Consider the following 26,251-nt stretch of genomic DNA (forward strand, 5'->3'; position numbering starts at 1 on the left):
GTGTTAGAAAGAGAGGGAGAAAATGGACGTTGTTAGAAGATTAGAACAAGCTGAATACTACGTAGACCTACTATTTAAAATGATTGATGAAGAAAAGTGTCCATTTTATTCTTTAATCATAAAGAAAAAAGCTCGCAAAAAAGATATTGAACGTATACTACATCTTTGTGAAATACTGAACGAGCAATATATAGTGGAGAAAGCAGAAGGGCTTCTTTTGTTCGATGCGCTGTTAGATCAATTTGAAAAAGCGCTTCCACATCAGCTCGAAGTACACGAAACTGCGGAAGCGCTAGCAAAACAAGGTTTATTTAAGCCGCTTATGAATGAATTCTTAAGCATGATTGCGAAAAAATAAATAGATTATTTCTTAACTAACTTCTGATCGGATTCTGTAAAGTTCTCTTCAATATCTTCTAATGATTTCTCAAAAATATCGATGAAGTCTTGTCCGTAAATGTTACGCAAGATAGCGATAAGTTCGATATTTTCTGGGAACTTCCCATAAAAATTACGAAGTGCAAGAGCCCCATTAAACACTGAATTATTTTCAGGATCATACTCCTCCATTAAGCGAAGTAGTAATTCTTCCCCTTTGTCTGTAATTTCAATGTACGTATTTCGTTTATCATCTTCTTTTTTCGAGAATACAAGATAGCCGCGTTCTTCCAGCTTTTTCGAGAAGTTAAATGCCGTTGATACGTGCATAACTCCAAACTTAGCAATCTCAGAAATAGAAGCCCCTTTTAAATGATAAGCGATTGTTAAAATATGATGTTCATTAATGTTTAAATCGTAAGGCTTAATCCACTGTTGCCAATCTTTCTCTACACATTTCCATAACGCTTTCGATAATTGAGCAATGCGTTGGCTGAAAATCATCGCTTCTTTTACCGAGTAATCTTTTTCTCCACTTTTCATTTACTCACCCACTTTAACATTCTTTTTCATTACTATCTATTATGCCAGTAAAATAAAAATTAATAAAGTCTTTTTGTGAGAATTGTGAAAATTTTTTAATAAAATGACATTCTATACAAATCATGCATAACTATGGAAGCGTTTTATGGGTCGTGAATACATGTGTTGTCCTTACATGTTAAGTGATAACATATATTGTAAATGCATAAAAACACGGCATATCTGTGTGATATGCCGTGTTAAGGTAAATTTATATAAAAAATATTTGTTATATGCAAAAAACTAAGCAGGAATTTGTTTACGCTTTTTCTGGAACAGCTTCTTGTAGTTTCTCAATTGATTTTTGAATGTCCAAAATCTCTTTCTCAATATGGCGCTTGTTTTGAGAAATATCTTGCTTCCAGTTAGAAAGCGTATCGTGCATATCGTCTTTTAATTCTTGAAACACTTCTTTACCTTCTGAAGCAGTTTCAACGATTTGCCGTTTTAATAATTTTGTATCAGCTGTAATATCAGCTAAAGTCTTTTTCATATCATTTCCTTTTTCTTTCAGCTTACCGCGCATAGCTTTACCAGAAGAAGGAGTAGAGAAAAGAACGGCTAATCCAGCAACTGCTCCGCCGCAAATGACACCTGTAATAAAGGATTTAGCTTTTGACATAAAAGGAAACCTCCTTATTTTTTGTTCGTATTCATGATGTGAAAAAATATGCATATCTTTAAGACAAGGGAAAGAAAAGTGCACAGTCCCCGGCATCTTGAGTGGAGAAACAAGCCGTGCAATATGTAATCACTTTAGGAAAGTGGCTTGTTATGTATTACTTCTTATTATAGTGTCATTATTTCACACTATTTGCAATTGTACTTGCGATGTTTTGTAAATTTTCCATTGTGTATTCATTTTGATGTGATTTCCAAACAGCACCGAAACCATCGTTTTCACCGTAGCGTGGAATTAAATGAAGGTGGAAGTGGAACACAGTTTGTCCAGCTTTTTCACCGTTATTGTTAAGTAGGTTAAAGCCAACTGGATTAAACTCTGCTTTAATCGCATTTGCGATTTTCGGAACGACAGAAAAAATGTGTGATGCGATTTCTGGCGTTAACGCAAAAATGTCTTGTTTGTGAACTTTTGGAATAACAAGAGTATGTCCTTTTGTTACTTGACTAATATCTAAAAATGCAAGCACATGTTCATCTTCGTATACTTTTGAGCAAGGGATTTGCCCGTCAATAATTTTACAAAAAATACAATTGTCCGCTGTATGGTTCATTGATCTCATCCTTTCAAGTAGCCTTAGCCGTATTTTACCATAATTATATAAGAGAACAAACACGAAAAACAGGAAGCTGACTCAGCTTCCTGTTTTCTGAAGAGGGATTGAAAAAGCATTATCGTAATTTACGTTTCGCAGACACCTCATTTATTTAAGAAATGCACGGTAAATCGGCTAAAGTTTCTGCCGTAGACACCCCATTTTCAAGTGAAATGAATTGCAATCTTTATAAAAGGAAATTGTTTATTTTTTAAAACAGTATATGCTCTTTCGGAGACACCCCGTTTCTAAAATGAAACAAATGATCTGGTTATGTGTAAATTTCTTTGTCCAACATGGACACCCCATTTCATGATGACTTCACTATGTTGTTCTACTCATCAATTGGTGGTTGCTTTTTCAATGTGTTCCTTCTTCACTAATTATGATGTCCGCTTTCGTAAAAATATATGCTAACAAATTTAAATTTTTTTTGAGGGCATCGATACTATGTAGTACAGCGCCATTTTTGGTAAGATGAATATAGAATGAATACTAATGAAGAAAGTGGTGTCGTATGAGCGAGTTATTGCGTGTAGAAAATGTTACAGGAGGATATACGAAACGACCTGTACTAAAAGATGTTTCGTTCTCTGTGGATAAAGGTGAACTTGTCGGCTTAATCGGTTTAAATGGGGCGGGTAAAAGTACGACGATTAAACATATTATCGGTTTAATGGAACCGAAAAAAGGAACTGTCACAATTAATGGGAAAACAATTCGTGATGATATGACAGCGTATCGTTCTAGTTTTTCGTTCATCCCAGAAACACCAGTATTATATGATGAGCTAACGCTAGAAGAGCATTTGAAGTTAACAGCGATGGCGTACGGTGTTGATGAAAAACAATATGAAGAACGTGTAGGACAACTATTACAAGAATTTCGCATGAAAAATCGTTTAAAATGGTTCCCATCTCATTTCTCAAAAGGGATGAAACAAAAAGTAATGATTATGAGTGCATTTTTAGTGGAACCATCTCTGTACATTGTGGACGAACCTTTCGTTGGGCTTGATCCGTTAGCGATTCAATCACTACTTCAAATGATGGATCAAATGAAAAAGAGTGGTGCAGGAATCTTAATGAGTACACATATTTTAGCGACGGCAGAGCGTTATTGTGACTCATTCATTATTCTGCATCAAGGCGAAGTAAGAGCGAAGGGAACATTATCTGAGCTGCAATCCGATTTTAATATGCCAGGTGCAACGCTAGATGATATTTATATTGCATTAACGAAGGAAGAAGATTATGAATAGCACAGCATTATGGAAAGAACGATTTCGTCACTTTCTACAAGAAGTTCGTACATATAGTAAATACGTATTTAATGATCATTTAAAATTTATTTTCGTATTCATCATCGGCGCAGGAGCGTATTATTACCAGCAATGGTTACAAACGTTAACACCTTTGTTTCCAACTGGGCTCGTTATGGCAGTGTTACTTGGACTCGTATTAACAGCCGGATCAATCCAAACATTATTAAAAGAAGCAGATCTCGTTTACTTACTGCCAGTTGAAGAAAAGTTAAAACCTTACTTTACAAAGGCATTTCTCTTTACGTTTATGATTCAGTTATACATAATCGCAATCGTAGCAGCAGCGCTTGCCCCGTTATACTTCCAGCAAATGAAGCAAACAGGAGCAGCTTACATATGGATTGTACTCGCGCTTGTCATTGTAAAAGCGTGGAATTTATTCGTCGCGTGGGAAAAATCATTTTTAACCGATCAAAATATACAAAGAGCTGATTGGTTCATTCGTTTTATTTTAAACGGCTTATTTGTGTACTTCCTTGTAGAACGTACTTCCGTTATGTTTATTGGCGGAATCATCCTTCTCATGGTATTATACCTCGCTATCATGCATCAAATGGTGAAGGGAAAGCCGCTAAACTGGGAGTATTTAATTTCTGAAGAGGGTAAGAAAATGATGCTGCTGTATCGCATCGCGAACATGTTCGTTGACGTACCAGCATTAAAAGAAAGAGTATCTCGCCGAAAATGGCTGGATTTCATTCTTTCAATAATCGGTGAAAAGCGTACATATCTATACTTATATACGAGAACATTTTTACGATCTGGTAACTATTTCGGCTTGTATGTGCGCCTGCTCGCTCTTGGCGGAGTTATTCTTTACTTTATTCCGTTTTTATACGGACGATTTATCGTAAGCTTTATCTTCCTATACTTAATCGGTTATCAGCTATTAACTTTATGGAAGCATCACCGCATGAAGATTTGGCTTGATTTGTATCCGGTCGGGGGAGAAGAGAAGAAGAAAGATTTTCTTGTCTTATTAAATGCGATCCTTATTATCGGCAGCGTTGTATTTACAGTTATATTCGCCCTTGCGACGAAAGATTTCATGATGACGGGAATTTTATTAGTCGTAAGCATAGTATTTAGTATCGGTTTCGTTTATCAATACGGGGCGAAACGTATTGAGCTTTTAAATTGAAGGGAATGAACCTATGATTACATATGAAGAGAAGGTTATAAAAGAATTGGAGCAGTGGAAAGCTACATTCATGAAAGATTCTTCTATGATGACACGGTTCTCTAAGAAAGTGCAGACGAAAGTACAACAGCTTATTCCGGCGAAAGTGCAAAAAGTATTAACAGAAACGATTCGGATGATGGTGCAAACGATTAGTGCCGGATCAAACTTTATAAAGCCGAAATTAAAAGAGACGAACTGGTCATTGCAAAGACGAGACGACGAAGTACGTAAAAAAATGGATGAGTACAAAAAAATAGCAGCGGCAGAAGGAGCAGGGACGGGAGCTGGCGGTATTCTCCTTGGTCTTGCTGACTTTCCGCTTCTACTCGGCATTAAAATAAAATTTTTATTTGATGCAGCAACGTTGTACGGGTTTGATACGAGTAATAAAGAAGAGCGCCTTTTTATTCTTCACGTTTTCCAACTTGCCTTTTCAAGTGACGACCACCGAAAAGAAATATGGAAAGCAATCGAAACGTGGGATACAGAAGAAGAAAATCATATGGACTGGGAAAAGTTCCAAACAGAGTACCGAGACTATATCGATTTAGCAAAAATGCTTCAGCTCGTACCAATAATCGGTGCCCCAGTTGGCGCATATGCGAACTATCAATTACTGCAAAGACTCGGAGAAGTGACGATGAATTGTTATCGTATGCGATTGCTGAATAGAGATTGATTTGTTTTATCAAAAAAGAAAGCCTCCTACATGTGTAATGTAGGAGGCTTTTCTATTTATTATTTTGGCTGTTTTCGTAGATGTTGTTGCTTTTGATTCAAAAACGAAGAGGGGCTTTCCCCCTCTTCGTTCCTATTTTCTCATCGAACTTCCTACGACCTTACCTGATGGTTCGTCCACGAGTCTATTTATATCGCCTAATAACTCTCGCTGTTTAGACGGAATGGTAACGAGTGTGGCTTCTTCCGACTTTGATATTTAGTGATTAAGATAGTTCTCAATCACTTTTTTTATATTTTTATTCATATTTTTTTAGTGGTTACCAATAATATACAACAAAGGAAGACTTGGTTATAAAGTCACTTGCGTTTACTTTACTGTATTTAGGGGTGCAAATATGAAAGTATCAATTTTTATCACTTGTGTGGCAGATGTTTTTTATCCAGAGGTCGGAAGAGATGTCGTCGAAATTCTTGAAGATTTAGGGTGTGAAGTTGATTTTCCTAAAAGTCAAACTTGCTGCGGACAACCTGCCTATAATAGTGGGTACGTGAAAGAAACGAAAACAGCGGCAAAACATATGATTGAAACCTTTGCTAGTTCAGAATATGTTGTGGCACCATCGGGTTCGTGCGCGATGATGGTTCACGAGTTTTCTACCTTATTTTTTGACAGTGAAGTGGAGTGGAAGAAAAAAGCGACTGAGCTTGCGAATAAAACGTATGAATTTACACAATTTCTCGTTGAAGTATTAGGGAAAGAAGACTTAGGTGCAGAGCTTCATAAAAAAGCCACGGTTCATACATCTTGTCATATGAGCCGATTAATGGGAATTAAAGAACCACCGCAAAAATTATTAAAATGTGTCAAGGGGCTGGAAGTGGTTTCGCTGCCGCACAATTATGATTGCTGCGGATTTGGAGGGACATTTTCAGTGAAGATGCCAGAAATCTCTGAACAAATGGTCGATGAAAAAGTAAAGCATATTATGGAAACCGGTGCGGACTTATTAATTGGGATGGATTGTAGCTGCTTAATGAATATAAAAGGACGTTTAACACGTAATGGTTATCCAATTGATGTAAAACATATTGCTCAAGTATTAAATGAGGACCGAAAATAAGAGGGGGATATACAGATGGGAATGAGAATTGGGAATGATCCCTTTCATAAGCGTACTGCAACTGGCATTGGTGATCAATTTATGCGACAGGCTGTTAGGAAAGCACAAGATGGTCTTAGGGGCAAGAAATTAAAAGCGACTGAGAGTCTTGGGAATTGGGAAGAATGGCGAGCTTTAGGAGAAGAAATTCGAAAGCATACATTAGAAAATCTTGATTATTATTTATATGAGCTAAGTGAAAATATTGAGAAAAACGGTGGTTTTGTTTATTTTGCAAAGACGGCAGAAGACGCAAGGGAATATGTAAAAGAAATTGTAAAAAAGAAAAATGCGAAAAAAATTGTGAAATCAAAATCGATGGTAACGGAAGAGATTAGTTTAAATGAGGCAATTGAAGAAGCTGGAGCGGAAGTGTTAGAAACAGATCTTGCTGAATTTATTCTACAAGTGAACGACCACGATCCGCCGTCACATATTGTTGTTCCGTGCCTTCACAAAGATAAAGAACACATTTGTGAAATATTCAAAACAAAGTTAAATTACACGGGCACCTCTGATCCTACGGAAATGGCGAGGTTTGTAAGAAGCTATTTACGTGATGATTTCTTTGCGGCGGATATAGGAGTGACTGGATGTAACTTTGCGGTTGCAGAGTCTGGGTCCATTTCCATCGTAGCAAACGAAGGAAATGCAAGACTTACTACGACACTTCCGAAAACGCTAATTACAGTTATGGGGATGGAGCGTATTGTTCCGACATGGGAAGAGCTTGATGTTTTAGTAACACTTCTATGCCGAAGTTCTGTAGGACAAAAGTTAACGAGTTATATTACAGGATTAACGGAGCCTGGCGGGACAGATGGGCCTGAAGAATTTCATTTAGTTATTGTGGATAATGGGCGTTCTGATATTGTAGGGACAGAATTCCAAAGTGTGCTGCAGTGTATTCGCTGTGCAGCATGTATTAATGTGTGTCCTGTATATAGGCATATTGGTGGACATGCATACGGCTCTATTTATCCAGGACCAATTGGAGCTGTGTTAACACCGCTTTTAGGGGGATATGATGAATATAAGGATTTACCTTATGCATCTAGCCTTTGTGGTGCTTGTACAGAAGCGTGTCCAGTGAAAATCCCGTTACACGACTTATTAATTAAACATCGCAGCCGCATTGTAGAAGAAAAACGATCACCTGTAGCTTGGAACGCAGCTATGAAAGGTTTCGAAAAAGTAGTGAAGAGCCCTAGCTTATTTTCTTTTGCTGCGAAGAGCGCTCCGTATGCATTAAAACCTCTTGCGAAAGGTGATAAAATCGAGCGTGGCATTGGGCCATTAAAAGCTTGGACGGATGCAAGAGATTTCCCAGTTCCGAAAAAACAACCGTTTCGAAAATGGTTTGAAAAACACGTAAAGGAGAACGATGATGGCCATCCAAAATCGTGAGGAATTTTTACTCCAATTATCAGAAAAGCTTGGTAGGAAACGTCCAGAGGCAGTGAAAAAACCAAACTGGTCTGTTTCTCCGCAGTGGAATGTTTTTAGCGGACTTTCGCAAGAAGAATTTGTATTACAGTTAATGGAGCACTGCGAAGTGATTCATACAGAAGTAAAGCGAACAACAAAGGAAAATCTTGTTGAAACATTGGGGTCTTTTATAACAGATTGGAATATCAAATCTGCTATGTATGCGAACGATGAGCGTTTTCATGAATACGGTCTTACTCCACTTTTCAAAAGTGAAGGTTCAACACATTTTCGTATGTGGGGATCGGATCATAAAGAAGAGGATATAGCATTTGCGAAAGCTGCTGACCTTGGCATTACGTTCAGTGATATGACTCTGGCAGAATCAGGAACCGTTGTACTATTTAATGACGGGTTAAAAGGAAGACACGTTAGCCTTCTTCCAGAGTCTTATATTGCAATCGTTCCTAAAAGTACGATCGTACCAAGATTAACTCAAGCCACAAAACTGATCCATGATCAAAATACATCAGGGAAAAAACTGCCCGCTTGTGTAAATTTCGTTTCTGGTCCATCAAATAGCGCAGATATTGAAATGAACCTTGTCGTAGGTGTACATGGGCCAATCCGAACAGCGTATATTATTGTGGATGATCAATAATGAAAATAGAAAGCACTGGCCGTTTATATAGCCAGTGCTTTTCTTACTGATGAAAGTTAAAAACCAAGTCCACTATAGCTGATTCCAGCTACAATTAATATGATAAAGAGCACGATGAGTACTATATAACCGCTACTAACGCCCTTACCATTTTGTCCAGCTTCACCGCCGCCAGTGCCACCACTGCCGCCTTTACCGCCAAGTGCCATATGTATATCCTCCTTATTGTTATATGTTGCTTTTACTTTATATGTTCTGTATTTACCAATAAATTCCTTGTGTAACGTTAACTAACTTGCAAATCATTTCGTTTCATTTTATAATTCACTTACCGACCGGTAAGTAAAAAAAGTGAGGTACAGTATGACAAAGAATTTACAAACATCGCAAAACATTGTAGAGGCATCATTTAAACTTATGGCAGAGCACGGCATTGAGAAGATGAGTCTTTCCATGATTGCGAAAGAGGTAGGTATTTCAAAACCGGCTATTTATTATCATTTTTCTTCTAAAGAAGCGTTAGTTGATTTTTTATTTGAAGAAATTTTTTCTGGGTATCATTTTGCAAGCTACTTCGATCAAGAGCAATATACGAAAGAAAACTTTGAAGAAAAGTTAATCGCAGATGGTTTACATATGCTCTCTGAGTATGAAGGACAAGAAGGAATATTACGCGTTATAAATGAATTTATCGTAACTGCATCGCGAAATGAAAAGTATCAGAAACGCTTATTTGAAATACAAGAAGATTTCTTAAATGGTTTCCACGATTTATTGAAGAAAGGCGCGCGACTTGACGTTGTGTCACAACATGCAACAGAAGAGAATGCTCATACGTTAGCGCTTGTGATTGATAATATGAGTAATTACATGCTCATGGGATTCCAGTTAAAGTATAAAGAAATTTGGATTCGAAATGTGAAAAACGTAATGAAGGAGGAATAAAAGTGAAAATGCAAAAAAACTGGTGGCTCGGTTTTCTTGGATTCATTGGGATTTATAAAATACCAGGTATGATTGAAGCTTTTCAAGCGGATGGAAGTTGGCTGAAGTTAATCGGTTTCATTTGGTTACTTTGGTTCGGATATTTTATCCCTGAGAAGAAAGATAATTAAATTACAATTTTCTGTAAAGTTATGTAAAATATAGTTTGAGAGTATTCATATATTAGATTACTAGATTTGGAGTGGTTACATGGATCCATTGAAAAATGAAATTCATCCTGACATGGTCAAGGTGTGGAAAATTCGTGCTGTCATTGAAGAAGGGATTGGTATCCTCGTTATTTTAGCTTACCTTTTCCTCATGATAAAGTTTGATTGGTGGGCGTGGATTTTGTATGTGATGATTGGGCTAACAGTTGCATTCGCACCATTTTCGTACTTCTTATTCCCGAAACTACGTCAACGTTATTACAGTTATCAATTAAATGAAGAAGAGCTTGAAATTCAGCACGGTCTTTTCGTCGTAAAGCGCGTATTAGTACCGATGATTCGTGTACAGCACGTGACGATTGAACAAGGGCCGATTATGAGAAAATATGGCTTAGCAGAATTACACATTTCAACAGCGGCAACTTCTCACAGCATCCCAGGCTTAACGATGTATGAAGCTGAAATGTTGAAAACGAAAATCGCAGAATTAGCGAAAGTGAGTGATGAGGATGTATAAGAGGCAGCATCCAATCACGATGTTATTAGAATTAAAAATAACAGATTTTATACCACTCATTATTTTCATGTTTAGTTTAAATGGAAAGTTCCCGTTTTGGTATTTAATTCCCGCTGGATTCGGTTTACTCACTGTCTTTTCAGCGTTTGAAAAATGGTATTACACAACATACTGGGTTGAAAATAACGTATTACATGTGAAACAAGGGCTCTTTGTGAAGAAGGAGAGCTACTTAAATAAAGAACGTGTGCAAACAATTAATACAAGTTCTAACGTGTTATATCAAATGCTTGGGTTAAAGAAAATTCAAATCGAAACAGCTGGCGGGGGCGACGATGCAGAAGTTAGCTTAGCTGGTATTACAGTAGAAGAAGCAACAGAGCTTATTGCATTGCTAAACGAGCCAACTCCAGAAGTGAAAGCAGAAGAAACGTTAGACGAAGCAGTAGAAAATACAGTAGAAAAAAAAATTGTTACAGAGGAAAAACAATCGACAGAATACAAGTTAACTTGGAAAGAGATTTTATTAGCATCTGTTACATCTGGCCAGTTTGGACTATTATTCTCATTAATCTTTTTCGTGTATCACCAAGTAGATGAGTACATTCCGAAATGGATAGAGAATGGCGTAAAGTCGTATGTAATGGAACATGATATATATGGATGGATTTTCATGGTAGCCATTTTGCTCGTACTTTCGTGGGTTATATCTACAATTGGTTACGCGTTAAAACATGGTAACTTCACAGTAAATCGAAGAAATGATGAGGTCCGTATTGCTCAAGGGTTACTTGAAAGAAAAGAACTTGTACTAAAGTTACACCGTATTCAAGGGATTACGATAAAAGAAGGCATTTTTCGTCAAATGTTCGGTTATTGTGCTGTGCAAGTAGAAGTCATTCAAAGTAAGGGACTGGGTGACGAGAAAGAAAAAGTTACACTACACCCAATCATTCGAAAAGATCGTGTACAACAGTTACTCGCGGATTTACAATTACCATATGAAATGAATGCAAACATTATTTCATTACCAAAAGCAGCATTACGCCGCTATCTTATTGATAGTTTTATATTCTTCGCAATGCTAGCGATCCCGCTTATTGGAATAAGTATATACTTTGAAAAGCACTTCATCATGTGGGCACTAATTCCGCTTGCGATCCTCATCTTTACACTTGGATACGCAACATTTAAAACAAATGGTTACAGTGTAGATGGAGAGCAAATTACACTTGTATATCGCAGCGTCGGAAAATATACAGGGCTTGTTAGAAGAAGACACGTTCAATCAATGGAAAAAACACAATCATATTTCCAGCGCCGTGCAAATCTATGTACGTATAAGTTCTCTAACGCATCATCGAATTATAAATTAGAGCATACGAGAGTAGAAGATGCGGAGAGAATGCAGGATTGGTATAAGAAGAGAATAAGTGAGAATTAAATAGAATGGCTCGTCTTTTGCGGAAGGCGGGCTATTTTTTTATGTAGTGAATAAAGAATTAACGCCGTCTGACAAGATAAAATAGTACAGATGATACAGTAATAGGAAGGCCGGTTTCCAGAAAAGCTTCTAAATAAAAGGATAGAAAATCTCTGTTGTTAAACCACATAAAGAAGAAATGATTGTAGGAAATACCTAACAATATAAATAAAGGAATACCAATTTTTAATTCGTGACTTCCTTTTATTTTTCTATAACAAAATTCACCTATTAAACAACCGATAAGAACAGGAATACTTCCAAGAATTGAAAGCATAATAATAGATACCCAAATCGGTCCCCATGAATCCGCATAATTTGGAACGCCTGTATACTGTAAAACGTTCACAATGATAGAAAAAACCAGTAAGCATATTAAATAACTAATAGAAAATTTTTTCAATGGAATCATCCTTATAAAATTTCACTTTATTTTTATGAAAATATAAATCTATTTAAATTATAGATTAGATATATAAGAATAATCAATGTTTATACATTTCGTGTTTATGGGTATATTTTCAATGAATATAAAAGTATAGATGTATAGTCAACTTTGTATATTTAATGTTATCATATTGAATGATATGGAAATTTTTAATAGAAGAAGCAACGAACAATTCAAAGGCGATGAAGCTTTTGTTGTATAAAGAAAATGTTTATTATTACTCAGCGATATTAAAAATAAGATACGTATTTATATAAATTTATTAGAAATGGGGTTTTAAAAAGGAATGAGTATAAGTATAACACAGCAAAAAATTTTAGCAGCTGCTTCTCAAATTGTCCAATGTAAAGGGGTTGCTAAATTAACTTTAGAAGCGGTAGCAAAAGAGGCGGGGATAAGTAAAGGTGGATTGTTGTATCACTATTCAACTAAAGAAGCTTTAATAGAGGGTATGATACTCAAAGGGACGGAGGAGTATCAAGACGCTATCTATAATAAAGCAGCGGAAGACTTAGAGAAGAAAGGAAAGTGGGTACGTTCTTTTGTAGAGAAAAGATTAAGTAATGAGGGAAGAGTAGAAGAGTTGGGTAGTAGTATGATGGCAGCATTAATGCTAAAACCTGAATTACTTGAACCGTTACAAAAATCATTTCAGCAACTGCAACATAAAATAGAAAATGATGAGATAGATTCGGTTTGTGCCACAATTATTAGATTAGCAGCAGATGGATTATGGTATTCGGAATATTTAGGGGTTGGAAGACTAAGCCCCGAATTAAGAGAAAAAGTGATTCAAGCTCTTATTAATAATTCATATAAATAATATATATAAACTATATAATTCACCATTGCTTATTTAATGTAGTGGTGAATTGTTTTTTTTATTAGAAAAATAAAACAATTATACAAAGTGTTGAATTATAACCGTCCAGACGGTATAGTAATATTTGGTTTAAGAGGAAAATGAAACAAAAAAAGAATAAAAGATATTTTTAGCACACTATTCGAAAGAATAGGCCGCAAAGCTTAGAGTCTACGGTAATACATATTGGTTACTAAGATCGTCTGGTTGCACATTTTTGATGCAACCGGACGGTCTTTTTTTGTTATATAAATATAAAAATTTAGGAGGGAACTATGCAAATGAAAAGTACTAAAAGGCATATTTCAATGGTTTCATTAGTTTTTCTAGTATTATTTTCAGTGCTAAATGTGTGGGCTCCAGTTATTCAAGCCGCTGTGATAAAAAATCCAGTGGATGAGATTAATATCTCCCGTACTGATGGTACAACGTCTGAACCATATCAAGCCTCAGATGGCATGAAAGTAGAAGTGAAGTGGTCAGCTAAAGAAAAAATAAAAAGTGGAGATCAATTCACAATTGATATGCCAAAAGAATTTAGAAAAGATCTTATGAATATGACTTTTCCTTTAAAAGATGCTGAAGGGAAAGTAGTTGGTACATGTGAGATGAAAAAGGGTGTATTGACATGTACTATGGGTGATTACGTAGAAGGAAAGAATAACATTAAAGGTTCTTTATTCGTAGAATTCTATTTTGGTCTAGAAGCATATGATGGTATTAAAAAAATTCCATTAGAATTTAACGTTGATGGTCAAATCGTAAATAAAGAAGTAAGTGTAAACAATACGACAGAGAGACCGAAGCCGCAGCCCAATACGGAGAATTTATTAAAATGGGGTTCTTATAATCAGGAAGACCCTTCAATTGCAGACTGGACGGTATATGTAAATGCAACTGGAACAGAAATGCAAGATCTTAAATTAACAGACACATTGGGACCTGGGCATGAATTAATTACAGATAGTTTAGTATTAGAAGAGGCTGTCTTTGAAGATGGATATGCAGCAACAAATATTAAGCCAGCAGATTTATCTAAAATTAAAATTAATGCAACGAAAACTGGATTTACAATTGGATTTCCGGACAGTTCAAAAGGTTATATTTTAAGATATAAAACAAAGATTACTAATCCCGCTGCAAAGCCTCATAAAAATACTGTGAAATTAGAAGGTAAAAATATTGTAACTGAAGAAAAAGTTGGAGAAGTATTCGTAAGTGGTGGGGGAGGAACCGGTTCAGGTGACGATAATCCACCTAGCATTGAAAAAAATATAGTTGATGAGAATGGTAAGCTTGTAGAGAATGAGCAGTTAACACAAATGGATCAAGCTATTCAATACCAAGTTGGTACACATATACCGAAAGATCCGCCTAATTATAGGTCAATGATAATTAGTGATGATTTAGAAGATGTTTTAGAAGTATTAGAGGCAAAAGTGTATGATCAAAATGGCCAAGATATTACTTCTAAAGGAACGTTAAATATAGATAAACAAAGAAGTGAAGTAACATTTACGTTTGGTGAGAACTTTGACTATAAGTCGTATGAAGACCAGATAATTAATCTCAGTATCAAGGCGAAAATTAAAAATAATGCAGACTTATCTTCTTACGTCGATAAGAAGATTCCTAATAAAGCGGAATTACGTTTTGATGATAAAACATTAACATCAAGAGAAGTAACTGTTACGCCGCCTGAAGCTCCAAAAGAAGGTACAGTATCGATTCATAAAATAGATGCTGAGGATCCGAACAAAGGGTTAAAAGGTGCCGAATTTGAGGTTCGAAATAGTGCAAATGAAGTTGTTGCAAAACTGAAAACGGACGAAAAAGGTTTTTCAGTACCTCAAACTTTAGCTCCTGGGACGTATAAAGTTTATGAAACAGTAGCGCCAGAAGGATATCAAAAATTAACAAGTCCAGTAGAGATTACACTTCAAGCTGGAGAAACAAAAACAATTGAAATTAAAAATACTATGCAAAAGGGTCAAATTGAAGTAAAGAAAATTGATTCGGAAAATGGTGAAAAACCATTAGCAAATGCAGAGTTTGATATAGTAAAAGACGGTGTAGTAATTGAACATATTGTTACAGATAAAGATGGTATGGCAATCTCTAAACCGTTAGCACCAGGAAAATATATTTTAAAAGAAACGAAGGCGCCTGAAGGATACCAATTAAAAGAAACAGAGTTCGAAGTAAATGTAACAGGGGACGGCATATTCCCAATACAAGTGGAAAATGCAATGGTAGACAAAGGTAATATCGAAATTACAAAAGTAGACAAAGAAAACGGGGCAGTATTAGCCGGCGTCGAATTTGAAGTCCAAGATGAGAAAGATGGAGTAGTAAGAAAAGTAGTAACAGATAAAGAAGGAAAAGCAAACGTTTCAGATCTATCAGTAGGAAAGTACAAATTAGTAGAGACGAAAAGCTTACCAGGTTACAAAAAGCTAACAGAACCAGTACCATTTGAAATTAAAAAAGGTATGACAAAAGTTTTATCAATAAAAGTAGAAAATGAGCAGTTAGACAAAGGCTCAGTAGAAATTACAAAAGTAGATAAAGATAGTAAAGCACCATTAAAAGATGTTGTATTTGAGGTACGTGATTCAAAAGGAAAAGTAGTAAAAAAAGTAACAACAGATAAAGAAGGGAAAGCGAAAGTTTCAGATCTATCAGTCGGAAAATACGAATTAGTAGAAACGGAAAGCTTACCAGGTTACAAAAAACTAACAGAACCAGTATCATTTGAAATTACAAAGGGTATGACGAAAGTCCTATCAGTGGAAGTAGAGAATGAACAGCTAGATAAAGGTTCAGTAGAAATTACAAAAGTAGATAAAGACAGCCAGAAAGTATTAAAAGGCGTAGTCTTTGAAGTGCAAGATGAAGCTGGAACAGTAGTGAAGGAATTAAAAACAGATAAAGATGGTAAAGCAAAAATCTCTGATCTATCAGTAGGAAAGTACAAATTAGTAGAGAAAGAAAGTTTACCAGGCTATAAGAAACTAACAGATTCAGTATTGTTTGAAATTAAAAAAGGCATGACCGAGATTTTATCATTAAAAATAGAAAATGAAATGGTAGATACGGGAAATGTAGAGATAACAAAGGTAGATAAAGATAATAAAGCACCGTTAGCGGGAGTAACATTCATCGTCCAAGATGAAAAGGGTAATGAAGTTAAAAAAGTAACGACAGATAAAGATGGAAAAGCAAATGTTTCAGATTTACCTGTAGGAAAGTATGAATTAGTAGAGGTAGAAAGTTTACCTGGTTATAAAAAGTTAGAAAAACCAGTATCATTTGAAATAAAAAAAGGCATGACCGAGGTTCTATCATTGAAAGTAGAAAATGAAATGGTGGATACAGGGAATGTAGAGATAACAAAAATAGATAAAGATAGTAAAGCACCGTTAAAAGATGTTGTATTTGAAGTACGTGATTCAAAAGGAAAAGTAGTTAAAAAAGTAACGACGGATAAAGAAGGAAAAGCAAACGTTTCAGATTTATCTATTGGGAAGTATGAGTTGGTGGAAGTAGAGACACCGGCAGGATATAAACCACTAGAAAAGCCAATTTCATTCGAAATTGAAAAGGGTAGAGTAACAGCACTACAATTAACTGTAGAAAATGAATTAGTGGATACAGGAAATGCAGAAATTACAAAAGTAGACAAAGAAAATAAAGGTGCTTTAGCTGATGCAGTCTTTGATATTCAAGATGAAGCAGGACAAGTAGTCGCTAAAATAACGACAGATAAAAAAGGACAAGCACAAGTTACTAATTTATCAGTTGGCACATACAAGTTAGTAGAAGTAAAAGCACCAAAGGGATATAAACAATTAGTAGATCCGATTACTTTCCAAATTGAAAAAGGCATGACAAAATCTCTTGCTTTAACAGTAGAAAATGAAATGTTAGACAAGGGTAACGTAGAAATTACAAAAGTAGATAAAGACAGTCAAAAAGCATTAGCAGGCGTAGTCTTCGAAGTACAAGATGAGCAAGGCAAAGTAGTAATCGAAATAACGACAGATAAAGAAGGAAAAGCAAAAATCTCAGACTTATCTGTAGGAAAGTACAAATTAGTAGAAAAAGAAAGCTTACCAGGTTACAAACAATTAACAGAACCAGTATCGTTTGAAATCAAAAAAGGTATGACGAAAGTTTTATCATTGAAAGTAGAGAACGAACTGTTAGATAAAGGTTCAGTAGAGATTACAAAAGTGGACAAAGAAAGTGGCGCGTTATTAGAAGGCGTAACATTCGAAGTGCAAGATGAAAAAGATAAAGTAGTAACAAAAGTAACGACAGATAAAGAAGGAAAAGCAAACGTTTCAGATCTATCAGTAGGGAAATATAAGCTAGTAGAGGTAGAAAGCTTACCAGGATATAAAAAACTAGCGAAACCAGTATCGTTTGAAATTAAAAAAGGTATGACAGAAGTTTTATCACTAAAAGTAGAGAACGAATTAGTAGATAAAGGCTCAGTAGAAATTACAAAAGTGGACAAAGAAAGTGGCGCGTTATTAGAAGGCGTAACATTCGAAGTGCAAGATGAAAAAGGCAAAGTAGTAACGAAAGTAAAAACAGATAAAGAAGGAAAAGCGAAAATTTCAGATCTATCTGTAGGAAGTTACAAACTAGTAGAAGTAGAGAATTTACCAGGCTACAAAAAATTAACAGAGCCAGTATCATTCGAAATTACAAAAGGTATGACGAAAGTCTTATCATTGAAAGTAGAGAATGAACAGTTAGACAAAGGCTCAGTAGAAATTACAAAAATGGCTGCTGAAAGTAAGAATGTATTATCAGGGGCAGTGTTTGAAGTTCATGACGAAAAGGGAAAAGTAGTAACGAAAGTAACAACAGATAAAGAAGGAAAAGCGAAAGTCTCAGACTTATCTGTAGGTAACTACACACTTGTAGAAGTAGAAGCACCAAAAGGTTATGAAAAATTAACTAATCCAATTCCATTTGAAATTACAAAAGGGATGATAAGCTCAGTTCAATTAGAAGTATTAAACAAACTGACCTCTTTAGCACCACCAGGCCCAGAGAAGCCAGAAACAACGGATCCAGAGAAACCAGAAACAACGGATCCAGAGAAGCCAGAAACAACGGATCCAGAGAAGCCAGAAACAACGGATCCAGAGAAACCAGAAACAACGGATCCAGAGAAACCTGGAACAACAGATCCAGAGAAGTCAGAAACAACGAATCCAGAGAAGTCCGAAACAACGAATCCAGAGAAGTCAGAAACAACGAATCCAGAGAAGTCAGAAACAACGAATCCAGAGAAACCTGGAACACCGAATCCAGAAAAACCTGGAGCACCAGATCCAGGAAAACCGGAAATGATGAATCCAGAAACACCTGAAAAAGAATTACCGAAGACAGGACAGAAAATGCCTGTGGAACCATACATGGGAGCACTTCTTATCATGATGAGTTTTGGATTGCTCGTATTAGGTAGAAAACAGCAGAGATAATAAAAGTGAAAAGGTATCCTCAAAGTATTTGAGGATACCTTTTTTGTTGTGAAAAAGAACTTTCTTAAGAGATTTCATATGTAAGGTTGAATTTTTAAGAAAAAGTTAAGGAACGAAAGTCACAATAGGCTTATCAAAAAATATACGAGGTGGAACAAAAATGGAACAAACGAAACAAAAGTTAATACAAATTTTACTTATAGTAAATTTGGGAATTAGTACGTGTGCAGCTATCGGAGTAGGTTATGTAGTTTATAAACAAAGTAAAAGTCCGGATTTTTCAGAGATGGGCTCAAGAGGGCAGGGTAAGATGTTCCCGGGTAATGGTAATGGTCATGGTCAATTCCAGCCGAATCAAGAACAATCGGGACAAACTCAAGAATAGGAAGGAGAATAGAGATTTGAAAAAGTGGATTATTATTTCAACCATTATTGTTGTAATAGGGGGAGCGAGCGCTTGGTTCTTTTTACATAAAACAGATAAAACACAAGGTGTTGTAGCCGCGTCTCAAACAACGACAGTACAACAAGGAAAACTGGAGGTAGCAGTTAGTGGTTCGGGTTCGGTTACAGCAAATACAGATCAAGATGTAACAGCGAAAGATACAATTCTTATTGTGGATACTATAAGTGTAGCGGCTGGAGATACAGTGAAAAAGGGTGATACACTTGTAACGTTTAAAAATGGTGCTGTCGTTACAGCTCCATATGACGGAGAAATTCAATCAGTTAGTGTGAAAAAAGGCGGCAAAGTGTCACAAGGAACAATTCTTCTCCGTATGAAAGATGCAAATGGATATACATCACCTGTAACGAGAGGTAACAATAGTGCAAGTTCGGATAAAGCAAGTGGCGGGAGTGGTTTGACAGCCGATAGTGTCAGTGTGAAGGAAGGTGATGTTGTAGAGGCAGGTGCAACACTTGTAACCTTTACAGATGGAAGTATTTTGCAAGCTCCAGTAACGGGGACAATTACAAGTCTTTCTGTTGCAAGCGGTGATTCTGTACAAGCTGCGGATCCAATTGCACACATAACAAATTATGACGCTTTGCAAACAACGATTAGTGTTGATGAATTAGATGTACCGAAAGTAAAAGAAGGTCAAGCAGTAAAAATAACAGCAAGTGCATTCGGCGATGAAACATTCAGCGGAAAGGTAACAAGTGTAGCCGAAAAAGGAACAGCAGACAAAGGCGTTTCTACATTTGACGTAACTGTACAAATTGAAGATCCGAAAAATATGAAAATAGGTATGTCAACAGAAGCAAGTATCTCAATAGAAAGTAAAGAAGGCGCATTATACGTTCCGGTAGAAGCGGTGCATACAAACGGAAATGAAAAATATGTATTAGTTCCTACATCTTCAGACGATGCAACGCAGTCAACAAAAAAAGTGACAGTAGAAACTGGTATTTCAAATGATACGCATGTAGAAATTACAAAAGGATTAGCAAAAGGAGATACGGTGCAAATACCGAGAGTTCAATCTAAAGGCAATTCTTCTCAAGGACCTATGATGATGCCTGGCGGAAACTCTCAAGGGGGATTTGGTGGTAACTTCCAAGGACGACCTGGCGGCGAATTTGGGGGAAGATCTAATGGCGGAGCTCCAGCTGGCGGCGGACAAGGAGGGCGTTAATGTTATGGTGGAGCCAATTATTCAAATAAAGAACATGAAGAAAGTGTACGAACTTGGCGGCGAAACTGTAATGGCTCTAAAGAGTGTTTCCCTCGATATTCAAAAGGGCGATTTTATCTCTATCATAGGACCATCAGGCTCTGGTAAATCAACATTTATGAACATGATTGGATGCTTAGATCGACCGGATTCAGGTGAATACTTGCTAGATAATGAAGAGATAGGAAAAATGAAAAGCTCTGAGCTGGCGACGATTCGAAATGAAAAAATAGGTTTCATTTTTCAAAACTTCAACCTGATAGCGAAACTGACAGCAGCTGAGAATGTCGAGCTTCCACTTATTTACCGAGGTATGAAAGCGGGAGAACGAAGAGAAACAGCATTAGAAGCATTACGAAAAGTAGGATTGGCAGATCGAGCGAATCATTTACCTTCTCAATTGTCGGGTGGGCAACAGCAACGTGTTGCCATAGCACGTGCGTTGGCTGGACATCCTCCTATTCTACTAGCAGATGAACCGACTGGAGCACTTGATAGTAAAACGAGTAAAGAAATATTAGGAATTATGAATGCATTAAATGAGCAAGGACATACCATTATTCTTATTACGCATGATTTAGATGTTGCAAAGAAAGCAAGCCGCGTCGTCCGAATTCACGATGGACAGCTCTATGAGAATGGAGGTGAATGGTTTGCAAACATTCAAAATGGCACTGAAAAGCATAAGAGCGAATAAAATTAGAGCATTCTTAACAATGCTGGGGATTATTATCGGCGTATCTTCTGTTATAGTCATGGTCGCGATAGGGCAAGGGTCGACCAAAGAGGTACAAGATCAAATTGGTAACCTGGGTACAAATGTATTAACGGTATCGATTACGGATTCAGATGCTACATTTAAAGAAAAAGACGCAAAACAAATTCAGGATATCGATGGTATTAAAGCTATTGCACCGACAGTATCAGGAAGAGTAACAGTGAAACATGAAAAAACGAATACACAAGTATCAATGATTGGAACAACTTCTTCGTACTTAGACGTCCGTGATTTAAAACTGCAATCAGGACGCTTCATTGCAGACTTAGATCAGGGAAATCATTCAAAAATCGCAGTACTTGGTGCAAGCACTGCACAAACATTATTCGGTTTAGGAGATCCGGTCGGTAAATCAGTAAAGGTAAACGGAACATCTTATAAAGTTGTTGGGGTTCTTGAATCAGTGGGAAGTTCATTAGGAACAAGCGGAGATAGTACGATTATTGTTCCTCTTAGCACTGGACAGCGTTTAGCTGCTACTACGAATGTTGGGACAACATATGTGAAGGTAGAAAATGAGGATATGATTCATTTCATATCGACCCGAATTGAAAGAACGATGAATTCAATCATAGGTGATACAGATAGTTATAGCGTATCAAGTCCAAAAGATTTAATGGAAACTGCATCATCTGTCAATGATACGATGACATTCATGCTAGGCGGAAGTGCAGCAATCTCTCTTATCGTAGGCGGGATTGGCATTATGAATATTATGCTCGTATCAGTTTCAGAACGTACGAAAGAAATAGGTATTAGAAAAGCAATTGGAGCAAAGCGTAAAAATATTCTGCTTCAATTTCTCATCGAAGCAGTCATATTGAGTTCGTTCGGTGGAATAATTGGAATAGGAATTGGGGTAATTAGTGCACAAATATTTACGATAGCCACAGGTACAACAATAGTGTACTCCATACCGGTTATGCTATTATCATTTGTTTTTTCTTTATTAGTTGGAGTGATATTCGGTGTATTCCCGGCGAATAAAGCGTCGAAGCTTGATCCAATTCAAGCATTACGATATGAATAGAGCCAAAAAAGCGATCGTGTCTTGCGGTCGTTTTTTTTGTTAATCTGCAAGTATTGTAGATACGGATAGTAGTACGCTAAAAAGATGTGAGATTTTTCTTTTTGGGGTACTTTTTATTTGTCACTTTGATGGAAATGAGGTGTTTTTTTATGAAAAAGGCTTATTACACAAAGGACTGGAACCTGATTGACTCCTTAAAATATAGAAAGTGGGGAAAATAATGTAAAAAAACTATTGTATGTTTAAAAACCTTGTGTTACATTTGTGTTACAAATAGGTTACAAAACATGACTTTTATTACGTTTTGTTTTCTGTTGTTTTTCGGTATGTTACGAGTTGAGATTCGTACCCAATGAACCGAGAATATATAAAAGTAAAAAAATAGCAAACTAAAATAGTTTTTCTATGTGTATAAGAGTGTGTGTAGTAAAGAGCCTGGTGAGAGCTTTACGCACATGATTAAAATTCCTTTCTGTCTTAAAAGAAGAAAACCAACTACCAACTATTTAGGAGTTTTAAGTAATGATAGTAAATGAAATGTACTTCCTTTCCCACACACAATGTAGTACATATTTACTTTCAGTCTAATTACTACACAGACTTTTATACATATGCTGTTATTGTTTTAGGGATATATAGGAGGAGAAAAAATGAAAAAGTTATTAATGGTAATTGGACTTACGTTTTTAATGTTAGCTGGATGTAGCAATGGGAATTTTGACAAAGCAATGGATGAAGGAAAGACCGCGTTAACGAATAAAGAATATAAAAATGCTTTATCATCATTTGAAAAAGCGCTAGATGAGAAAAAAGACGATTCAGATGCAAAGATGCTTGTAGAACAAACGAAAATAATGATTGAAGCAGTGAAGTTAAAAGAAGAAACAAAGGTAGAAGAATCAATCAAGTCATTTGAAAAAGTAGAGAACATGAAGGATGGGAATAATACACTTATAAAGCAGGCAAAGGAAGAACGAGCAGCATTACTAGCCATCGTAGAACAAAAAAAGAAGTATAGTGAGCAACTGACGAAAAGTGAAGAGTTATTAAGTAAGAAAAATTATGCAGAAGCGAAAGAGATAGTAAATAAGTTAGTTGCAGAAACAAAAGGTAACAAGAACCTTGAAGAATATAATAAAAAAGCTGTAGGATTAGTTACTAAAATGAATGAAGAAGAAAAAACTGCTAAGAGTGAAGCAGCGAAGGCACAAAAAACAAATGTAGTAACGAATCAAAAAGTAGCAACAGAAAAGACTCAAAAAACTGAGGCAGAAAAAAATCAAAAAGTAGCAACAGAAAAGAACGAAAAAACTGAGGCAGAAAAAAATCAAAAGGTAGTAACAGAAAAGAACGGAAAAACTGAGGCAGAAAAGAACCAAAAAGTAGAGACAGGAAAAAATCAAAATGCATTTACTTTTGAGAAAGCTAAAGCATATATTAAAAATGAATATAAAGAAGACTATGATTACACGCTAGAAAATACGCAAGTAGAGAATGGAAAGAAATATTATCAAATTAGAGTGCGTACGACATATAAAATAGAAGGCGCAGCTGGACCAGGATTTACTGGCGTATTCAAAGTATTTGAAGACGGTACAATTATTGAAATGCACTAAATCGATGAAAAAGGTATCCTCAAAGTATATGAGGGTACCTTTTTTCCATAAAAAAAAGCATCTAGCAAAAGTACTAGATGCAAATAAAAACACAAGGGAAGACAAAATTCTTCCCTTTTCCCGTAAGTAATTATATCAAAAAATTTATAAAAAACTAGCTTTATTTTTAATATAATTGATGTGTGAAGCTATGAAAGTATAAGATTACACTATTTTTGTAGTGTTTTGTTGAAAAAGGAGCTGTGTATATGATTAATTTTAAACCAGAAAATTTAAATCACTTATTAAAAATAATGCTCATTAGTGCGAATAAGTCGTATGATGCGATTAAAGATTATGAGTTTACGGGAGAAGCAGTAGTATTCCGTGTAGATTTCGAATATATTGACGTTTCTCTAATGATTGTAGATATGTTAGGAGGATCAGCTTCTAAATTTAACATTTTGCCATATGCCCGCCCGAATACGAATGAAATAGATTACATTCAGTTTCAAGTGTATTCGATTAATGAAGGGAATTTTAAAGAAGTAATGGATACGATGTAGAAAACTATAATTTTACAAAAATGTATATACCAACTAATATATAAGTAATAAATTCATATAATTGGAGTGATGAGATGCAGCCGTTAGAAAGGGAGATTCATTCTAATATGCTGAAAGTGTGGCGAATCCACGCTTTAATTGGGGCAGCAGTTATACTAGCAGTCGTAATTGCGTATTTCTTTTTTATGATTACTTTTAATTGGTGGGGATGGTTGTTTGGTTTGCTAGTAACAGGAGCTATTATATTTATCCCGCTTGATTATTTTGTGTTTCCAAATTTACGTCAACGTTATTATAGTTACAGATTAAATGAAGAAGAGATTGAGATTCAAAAGGGAATGTTCGTTGTAAAACGCGTACTTATTCCGATGATGCGTGTGCAGCATGTAACGATTGAACAAGGACCGATTATGAGAAAGTATAATTTAGCAGAATTACATATTTCAACAGCGGCAACTTCTCATAGTATTCCAGGCTTAACGAAGGAAGAAGCAGAACAGTTGAAAAGACAAATTGGAGAACTTGCGAAAGTGAGTGATCAGGATGTATAAAAGGCAACATCCGATCACGATTTTATTAGGTATTCGAATTGCGACTTTGTTGCCTTTTATTTTTCTTGTTTTATTTCGATCGGATGGTCAAGTAGAACCTTGGTATTTCTTTCATCTTGTTCTTTTGGCCATAGTATTTATTATGGCTATTTTCTCAGCTATAAAATGGTATTTTAAAGTGTACTGGGTCGAAAATAATATTGTACATATTAAACACGGTGTGTTCGTTAAGAAAGAAAGTTATTTAAATAAAGAACGTGTGCAAAATATTAGTACGTCTTCTAACATCATCTATCAGATGCTTGGACTGACAAAGTTAAATATCGAAGTAGCGGGCGGCGGTACTGAGCCGGAAGTGATGTTAGCTGGTATTAGAGAAGATGAAGCGAAGGAACTTATTGCTTTATTACATAAAGAAAGAAGTGTTGTGACTGAAGAGACGCCTGCGGCAGAAGAAAGTCAGACGGTATATCAGTTAACGACGAAAGAAATTTTAGTTGCATCCGTTACATCTGGTAGATTCGGATTAGTATTTTCTGGATTACTTCTTATTTACACAGAGTTTAATCAATTTCTACCAGAATGGCTTATCAGTAGAGTGGAAGCGTATGTGATGGATAACGGTGTATATGAATTAATCGTTATGGCGGCGATTTTAATGGCAGTCTCGTGGGTCATTTCTACAGTCGGCTATGCGTTAAAATATGCGAACTTTAAAATAGAGCGAAATAGAAATGAAATTCGCATCGTGCAGGGATTATTTGATAAGAAAGAGTTTGTGTTAAAATTACACCGCATTCAAGCAATTACAGTGAAAGAAGGCATTCTCCGTCAACCTTTCGGATATTGCTCTGTCGAAGTGGAAGTTATTCAAAGTATAGAAGCGGCTGGAAATGAAGTAATGCTACATCCCTTTATGAAAAAGAAAGATGTCCAGCAGTTACTTACGTATTTGCAGTTGCCATATGAAATGGAAAAGGAAATCGTTCATTTACCGAAATCGGCATTACGCCGTTACGTAATAATGGGCTGGATTACAAGTGCTGTGCTCGCTGTGCCGATTACCGGTGCGAGTATATATTTTAAACAACATATCGCATTGTTCACTTTAATACCATTATTTATTATATTTACGTTACTTGCATACGCTCGGTATACAAGTAGTGGTTATATGATACGAGACAATCAGCTAGTCACGGTATACCGAGGTCTTGCGAAATATACAGGGATCATGCGCAGAAGGCATGTGCAAGCAGTAGGATATAATCAATCGTATTTTCAAAAGAAAGACGAGCTATGTACAGCTGTTGTATCAGTGGCGGGGCAAGGTTATGAAGTGAAGCATATGCGTAAAGAAGATGCACTTCGTATATATAATTGGTATAAAGAAAAAGGAAACACCGGTGTGTAATG

General features: G+C 36.0%; 26 protein-coding genes and 1 riboswitch. Of the genes, 21 read left to right on the forward strand and 5 right to left on the reverse strand.

The window, feature by feature from the left end:
* Window positions 1–22: 22 nt before the first annotated feature.
* A complete protein-coding gene (locus KZZ19_RS05260) occupies window positions 23–358 on the forward strand; it encodes a DUF1878 family protein (protein WP_237979740.1) in 336 nt (111 codons plus the stop codon).
* Between the two features lie 5 nt (window positions 359–363).
* Here KZZ19_RS05260 and KZZ19_RS05265 read toward each other — a convergent pair whose 3' ends face one another.
* From KZZ19_RS05265 to KZZ19_RS05275, 3 genes are all read right to left on the reverse strand, one after another.
* The gene (locus tag KZZ19_RS05265; RefSeq protein ID WP_000834924.1) at window positions 364–921 is read right to left on the reverse strand and encodes an HTH-type transcriptional regulator Hpr; all 558 of its coding nucleotides are present in this window, start codon (window positions 919–921) and stop codon (window positions 364–366) included.
* Window positions 922–1,219: 298 nt separating this feature from the next.
* Complete coding sequence (locus KZZ19_RS05270; RefSeq protein WP_088095421.1) at window positions 1,220–1,582, reverse strand: YtxH domain-containing protein; 363 nt, start codon at window positions 1,580–1,582, stop codon at window positions 1,220–1,222.
* A gap of 178 nt (window positions 1,583–1,760) precedes the next feature.
* Window positions 1,761–2,195: an HIT family protein gene (locus KZZ19_RS05275; RefSeq protein ID WP_001016840.1), complete on the reverse strand. Its 435-nt coding sequence runs from the start codon at window positions 2,193–2,195 to the stop codon at window positions 1,761–1,763.
* A 559-nt stretch (window positions 2,196–2,754) separates the two neighbouring features.
* Between KZZ19_RS05275 and ecsA the strand changes: the two genes are divergently transcribed.
* The 6 genes from ecsA to KZZ19_RS05305 all read left to right on the forward strand — a co-directional run bounded on the left by ecsA (window position 2,755) and on the right by KZZ19_RS05305 (window position 8,674).
* Complete coding sequence (ecsA, locus tag KZZ19_RS05280; protein ID WP_237979742.1) at window positions 2,755–3,498, forward strand: ABC transporter ATP-binding protein EcsA; 744 nt, start codon at window positions 2,755–2,757, stop codon at window positions 3,496–3,498.
* Entirely contained in the window at window positions 3,491–4,702 is a 1,212-nt protein-coding gene (gene ecsB, locus KZZ19_RS05285) for an ABC transporter permease EcsB (protein WP_237979743.1), read from the forward strand. Before ecsA ends, ecsB begins: the two co-directional genes overlap by 8 nt.
* A 13-nt stretch (window positions 4,703–4,715) precedes the next feature.
* The gene (gene ecsC, locus KZZ19_RS05290) at window positions 4,716–5,423 is read left to right on the forward strand and encodes an ecs operon protein EcsC (RefSeq protein ID WP_078400424.1); all 708 of its coding nucleotides are present in this window, start codon (window positions 4,716–4,718) and stop codon (window positions 5,421–5,423) included.
* Between the two features lie 397 nt (window positions 5,424–5,820).
* Window positions 5,821–6,546: a (Fe-S)-binding protein gene (locus KZZ19_RS05295; RefSeq protein ID WP_237979744.1), complete on the forward strand. Its 726-nt coding sequence runs from the start codon at window positions 5,821–5,823 to the stop codon at window positions 6,544–6,546.
* Window positions 6,547–6,561: 15 nt separating this feature from the next.
* Window positions 6,562–7,992 (forward strand): LutB/LldF family L-lactate oxidation iron-sulfur protein, encoded by a 1,431-nt coding sequence (locus tag KZZ19_RS05300; protein WP_237979745.1) that lies wholly within the window; start codon window positions 6,562–6,564, stop codon window positions 7,990–7,992.
* Complete coding sequence (locus KZZ19_RS05305) at window positions 7,973–8,674, forward strand: LutC/YkgG family protein (protein ID WP_237979746.1); 702 nt, start codon at window positions 7,973–7,975, stop codon at window positions 8,672–8,674. Before KZZ19_RS05300 ends, KZZ19_RS05305 begins: the two co-directional genes overlap by 20 nt.
* A 56-nt stretch (window positions 8,675–8,730) precedes the next feature.
* Here the strand turns inward: KZZ19_RS05305 and KZZ19_RS05310 are convergent, their stop codons facing one another.
* A complete protein-coding gene (locus tag KZZ19_RS05310; protein WP_237979747.1) occupies window positions 8,731–8,883 on the reverse strand; it encodes a sporulation protein YjcZ in 153 nt (50 codons plus the stop codon).
* Window positions 8,884–9,037: 154 nt separating this feature from the next.
* Between KZZ19_RS05310 and KZZ19_RS05315 the strand changes: the two genes are divergently transcribed.
* The 4 genes from KZZ19_RS05315 (at window position 9,038) to KZZ19_RS05330 (ending at window position 11,789) form a co-directional block, all read left to right on the forward strand.
* A complete protein-coding gene (locus KZZ19_RS05315; RefSeq protein ID WP_088095428.1) occupies window positions 9,038–9,619 on the forward strand; it encodes a TetR/AcrR family transcriptional regulator in 582 nt (193 codons plus the stop codon).
* Window positions 9,620–9,621: 2 nt separating this feature from the next.
* Complete coding sequence (locus KZZ19_RS05320; protein WP_063222392.1) at window positions 9,622–9,789, forward strand: hypothetical protein; 168 nt, start codon at window positions 9,622–9,624, stop codon at window positions 9,787–9,789.
* Between the two features lie 79 nt (window positions 9,790–9,868).
* Window positions 9,869–10,345, forward strand: a complete 477-nt coding sequence (locus KZZ19_RS05325) for a PH domain-containing protein (protein WP_088095429.1) — start codon at window positions 9,869–9,871, stop codon at window positions 10,343–10,345.
* The gene (locus tag KZZ19_RS05330) at window positions 10,338–11,789 is read left to right on the forward strand and encodes a PH domain-containing protein (RefSeq protein WP_237979748.1); all 1,452 of its coding nucleotides are present in this window, start codon (window positions 10,338–10,340) and stop codon (window positions 11,787–11,789) included. The genes KZZ19_RS05325 and KZZ19_RS05330 overlap by 8 nt, the downstream gene beginning before the upstream one ends.
* Window positions 11,790–11,847: 58 nt before the next feature.
* On the opposite strand, the gene KZZ19_RS05335 is transcribed toward KZZ19_RS05330, so the two are convergent.
* On the reverse strand, window positions 11,848–12,231 hold the full coding sequence (locus tag KZZ19_RS05335; RefSeq protein WP_237979749.1) for a hypothetical protein: 384 nt from the start codon (window positions 12,229–12,231) through the stop codon (window positions 11,848–11,850).
* 331 nt (window positions 12,232–12,562) lie between these two features.
* Here KZZ19_RS05335 and KZZ19_RS05340 point away from each other — a divergent pair, with 331 nt between their 5' ends.
* From KZZ19_RS05340 to KZZ19_RS05385, 10 genes are all read left to right on the forward strand, one after another.
* A complete protein-coding gene (locus tag KZZ19_RS05340) occupies window positions 12,563–13,099 on the forward strand; it encodes a TetR/AcrR family transcriptional regulator (protein ID WP_237979750.1) in 537 nt (178 codons plus the stop codon).
* Between the two features lie 161 nt (window positions 13,100–13,260).
* Window positions 13,261–13,353, forward strand: a riboswitch (cyclic di-GMP riboswitch).
* A gap of 60 nt (window positions 13,354–13,413) precedes the next feature.
* Window positions 13,414–18,639: a SpaA isopeptide-forming pilin-related protein gene (locus tag KZZ19_RS05345; RefSeq protein WP_348638028.1), complete on the forward strand. Its 5,226-nt coding sequence runs from the start codon at window positions 13,414–13,416 to the stop codon at window positions 18,637–18,639.
* 160 nt (window positions 18,640–18,799) lie between these two features.
* Window positions 18,800–19,024, forward strand: coding sequence for a hypothetical protein (locus KZZ19_RS05350; RefSeq protein ID WP_237979752.1), 225 nt, complete (start codon window positions 18,800–18,802; stop codon window positions 19,022–19,024).
* 16 nt (window positions 19,025–19,040) lie between these two features.
* Window positions 19,041–20,279: an efflux RND transporter periplasmic adaptor subunit gene (locus KZZ19_RS05355; RefSeq protein WP_237979754.1), complete on the forward strand. Its 1,239-nt coding sequence runs from the start codon at window positions 19,041–19,043 to the stop codon at window positions 20,277–20,279.
* 4 nt (window positions 20,280–20,283) lie between these two features.
* Entirely contained in the window at window positions 20,284–21,015 is a 732-nt protein-coding gene (locus KZZ19_RS05360) for an ABC transporter ATP-binding protein (protein WP_265413007.1), read from the forward strand.
* A complete protein-coding gene (locus tag KZZ19_RS05365) occupies window positions 20,972–22,126 on the forward strand; it encodes an ABC transporter permease (protein ID WP_400790793.1) in 1,155 nt (384 codons plus the stop codon). The genes KZZ19_RS05360 and KZZ19_RS05365 overlap by 44 nt, the downstream gene beginning before the upstream one ends.
* A 650-nt stretch (window positions 22,127–22,776) precedes the next feature.
* A complete protein-coding gene (locus tag KZZ19_RS05370) occupies window positions 22,777–23,742 on the forward strand; it encodes a hypothetical protein (RefSeq protein ID WP_237979756.1) in 966 nt (321 codons plus the stop codon).
* A 248-nt stretch (window positions 23,743–23,990) separates the two neighbouring features.
* On the forward strand, window positions 23,991–24,287 hold the full coding sequence (locus KZZ19_RS05375) for a protoporphyrinogen oxidase (RefSeq protein ID WP_237979757.1): 297 nt from the start codon (window positions 23,991–23,993) through the stop codon (window positions 24,285–24,287).
* Window positions 24,288–24,361: 74 nt separating this feature from the next.
* On the forward strand, window positions 24,362–24,838 hold the full coding sequence (locus KZZ19_RS05380; protein WP_226545637.1) for a PH domain-containing protein: 477 nt from the start codon (window positions 24,362–24,364) through the stop codon (window positions 24,836–24,838).
* Window positions 24,831–26,249, forward strand: coding sequence for a PH domain-containing protein (locus tag KZZ19_RS05385; protein ID WP_237979758.1), 1,419 nt, complete (start codon window positions 24,831–24,833; stop codon window positions 26,247–26,249). The genes KZZ19_RS05380 and KZZ19_RS05385 overlap by 8 nt, the downstream gene beginning before the upstream one ends.
* Window positions 26,250–26,251 lie beyond the last annotated feature (2 nt).

The sequence above is a fragment of the Bacillus thuringiensis genome (assembly GCF_022095615.2).
GTDB classification, from domain to species: Bacteria; Bacillota; Bacilli; order Bacillales; family Bacillaceae_G; genus Bacillus_A; species Bacillus_A cereus_AG.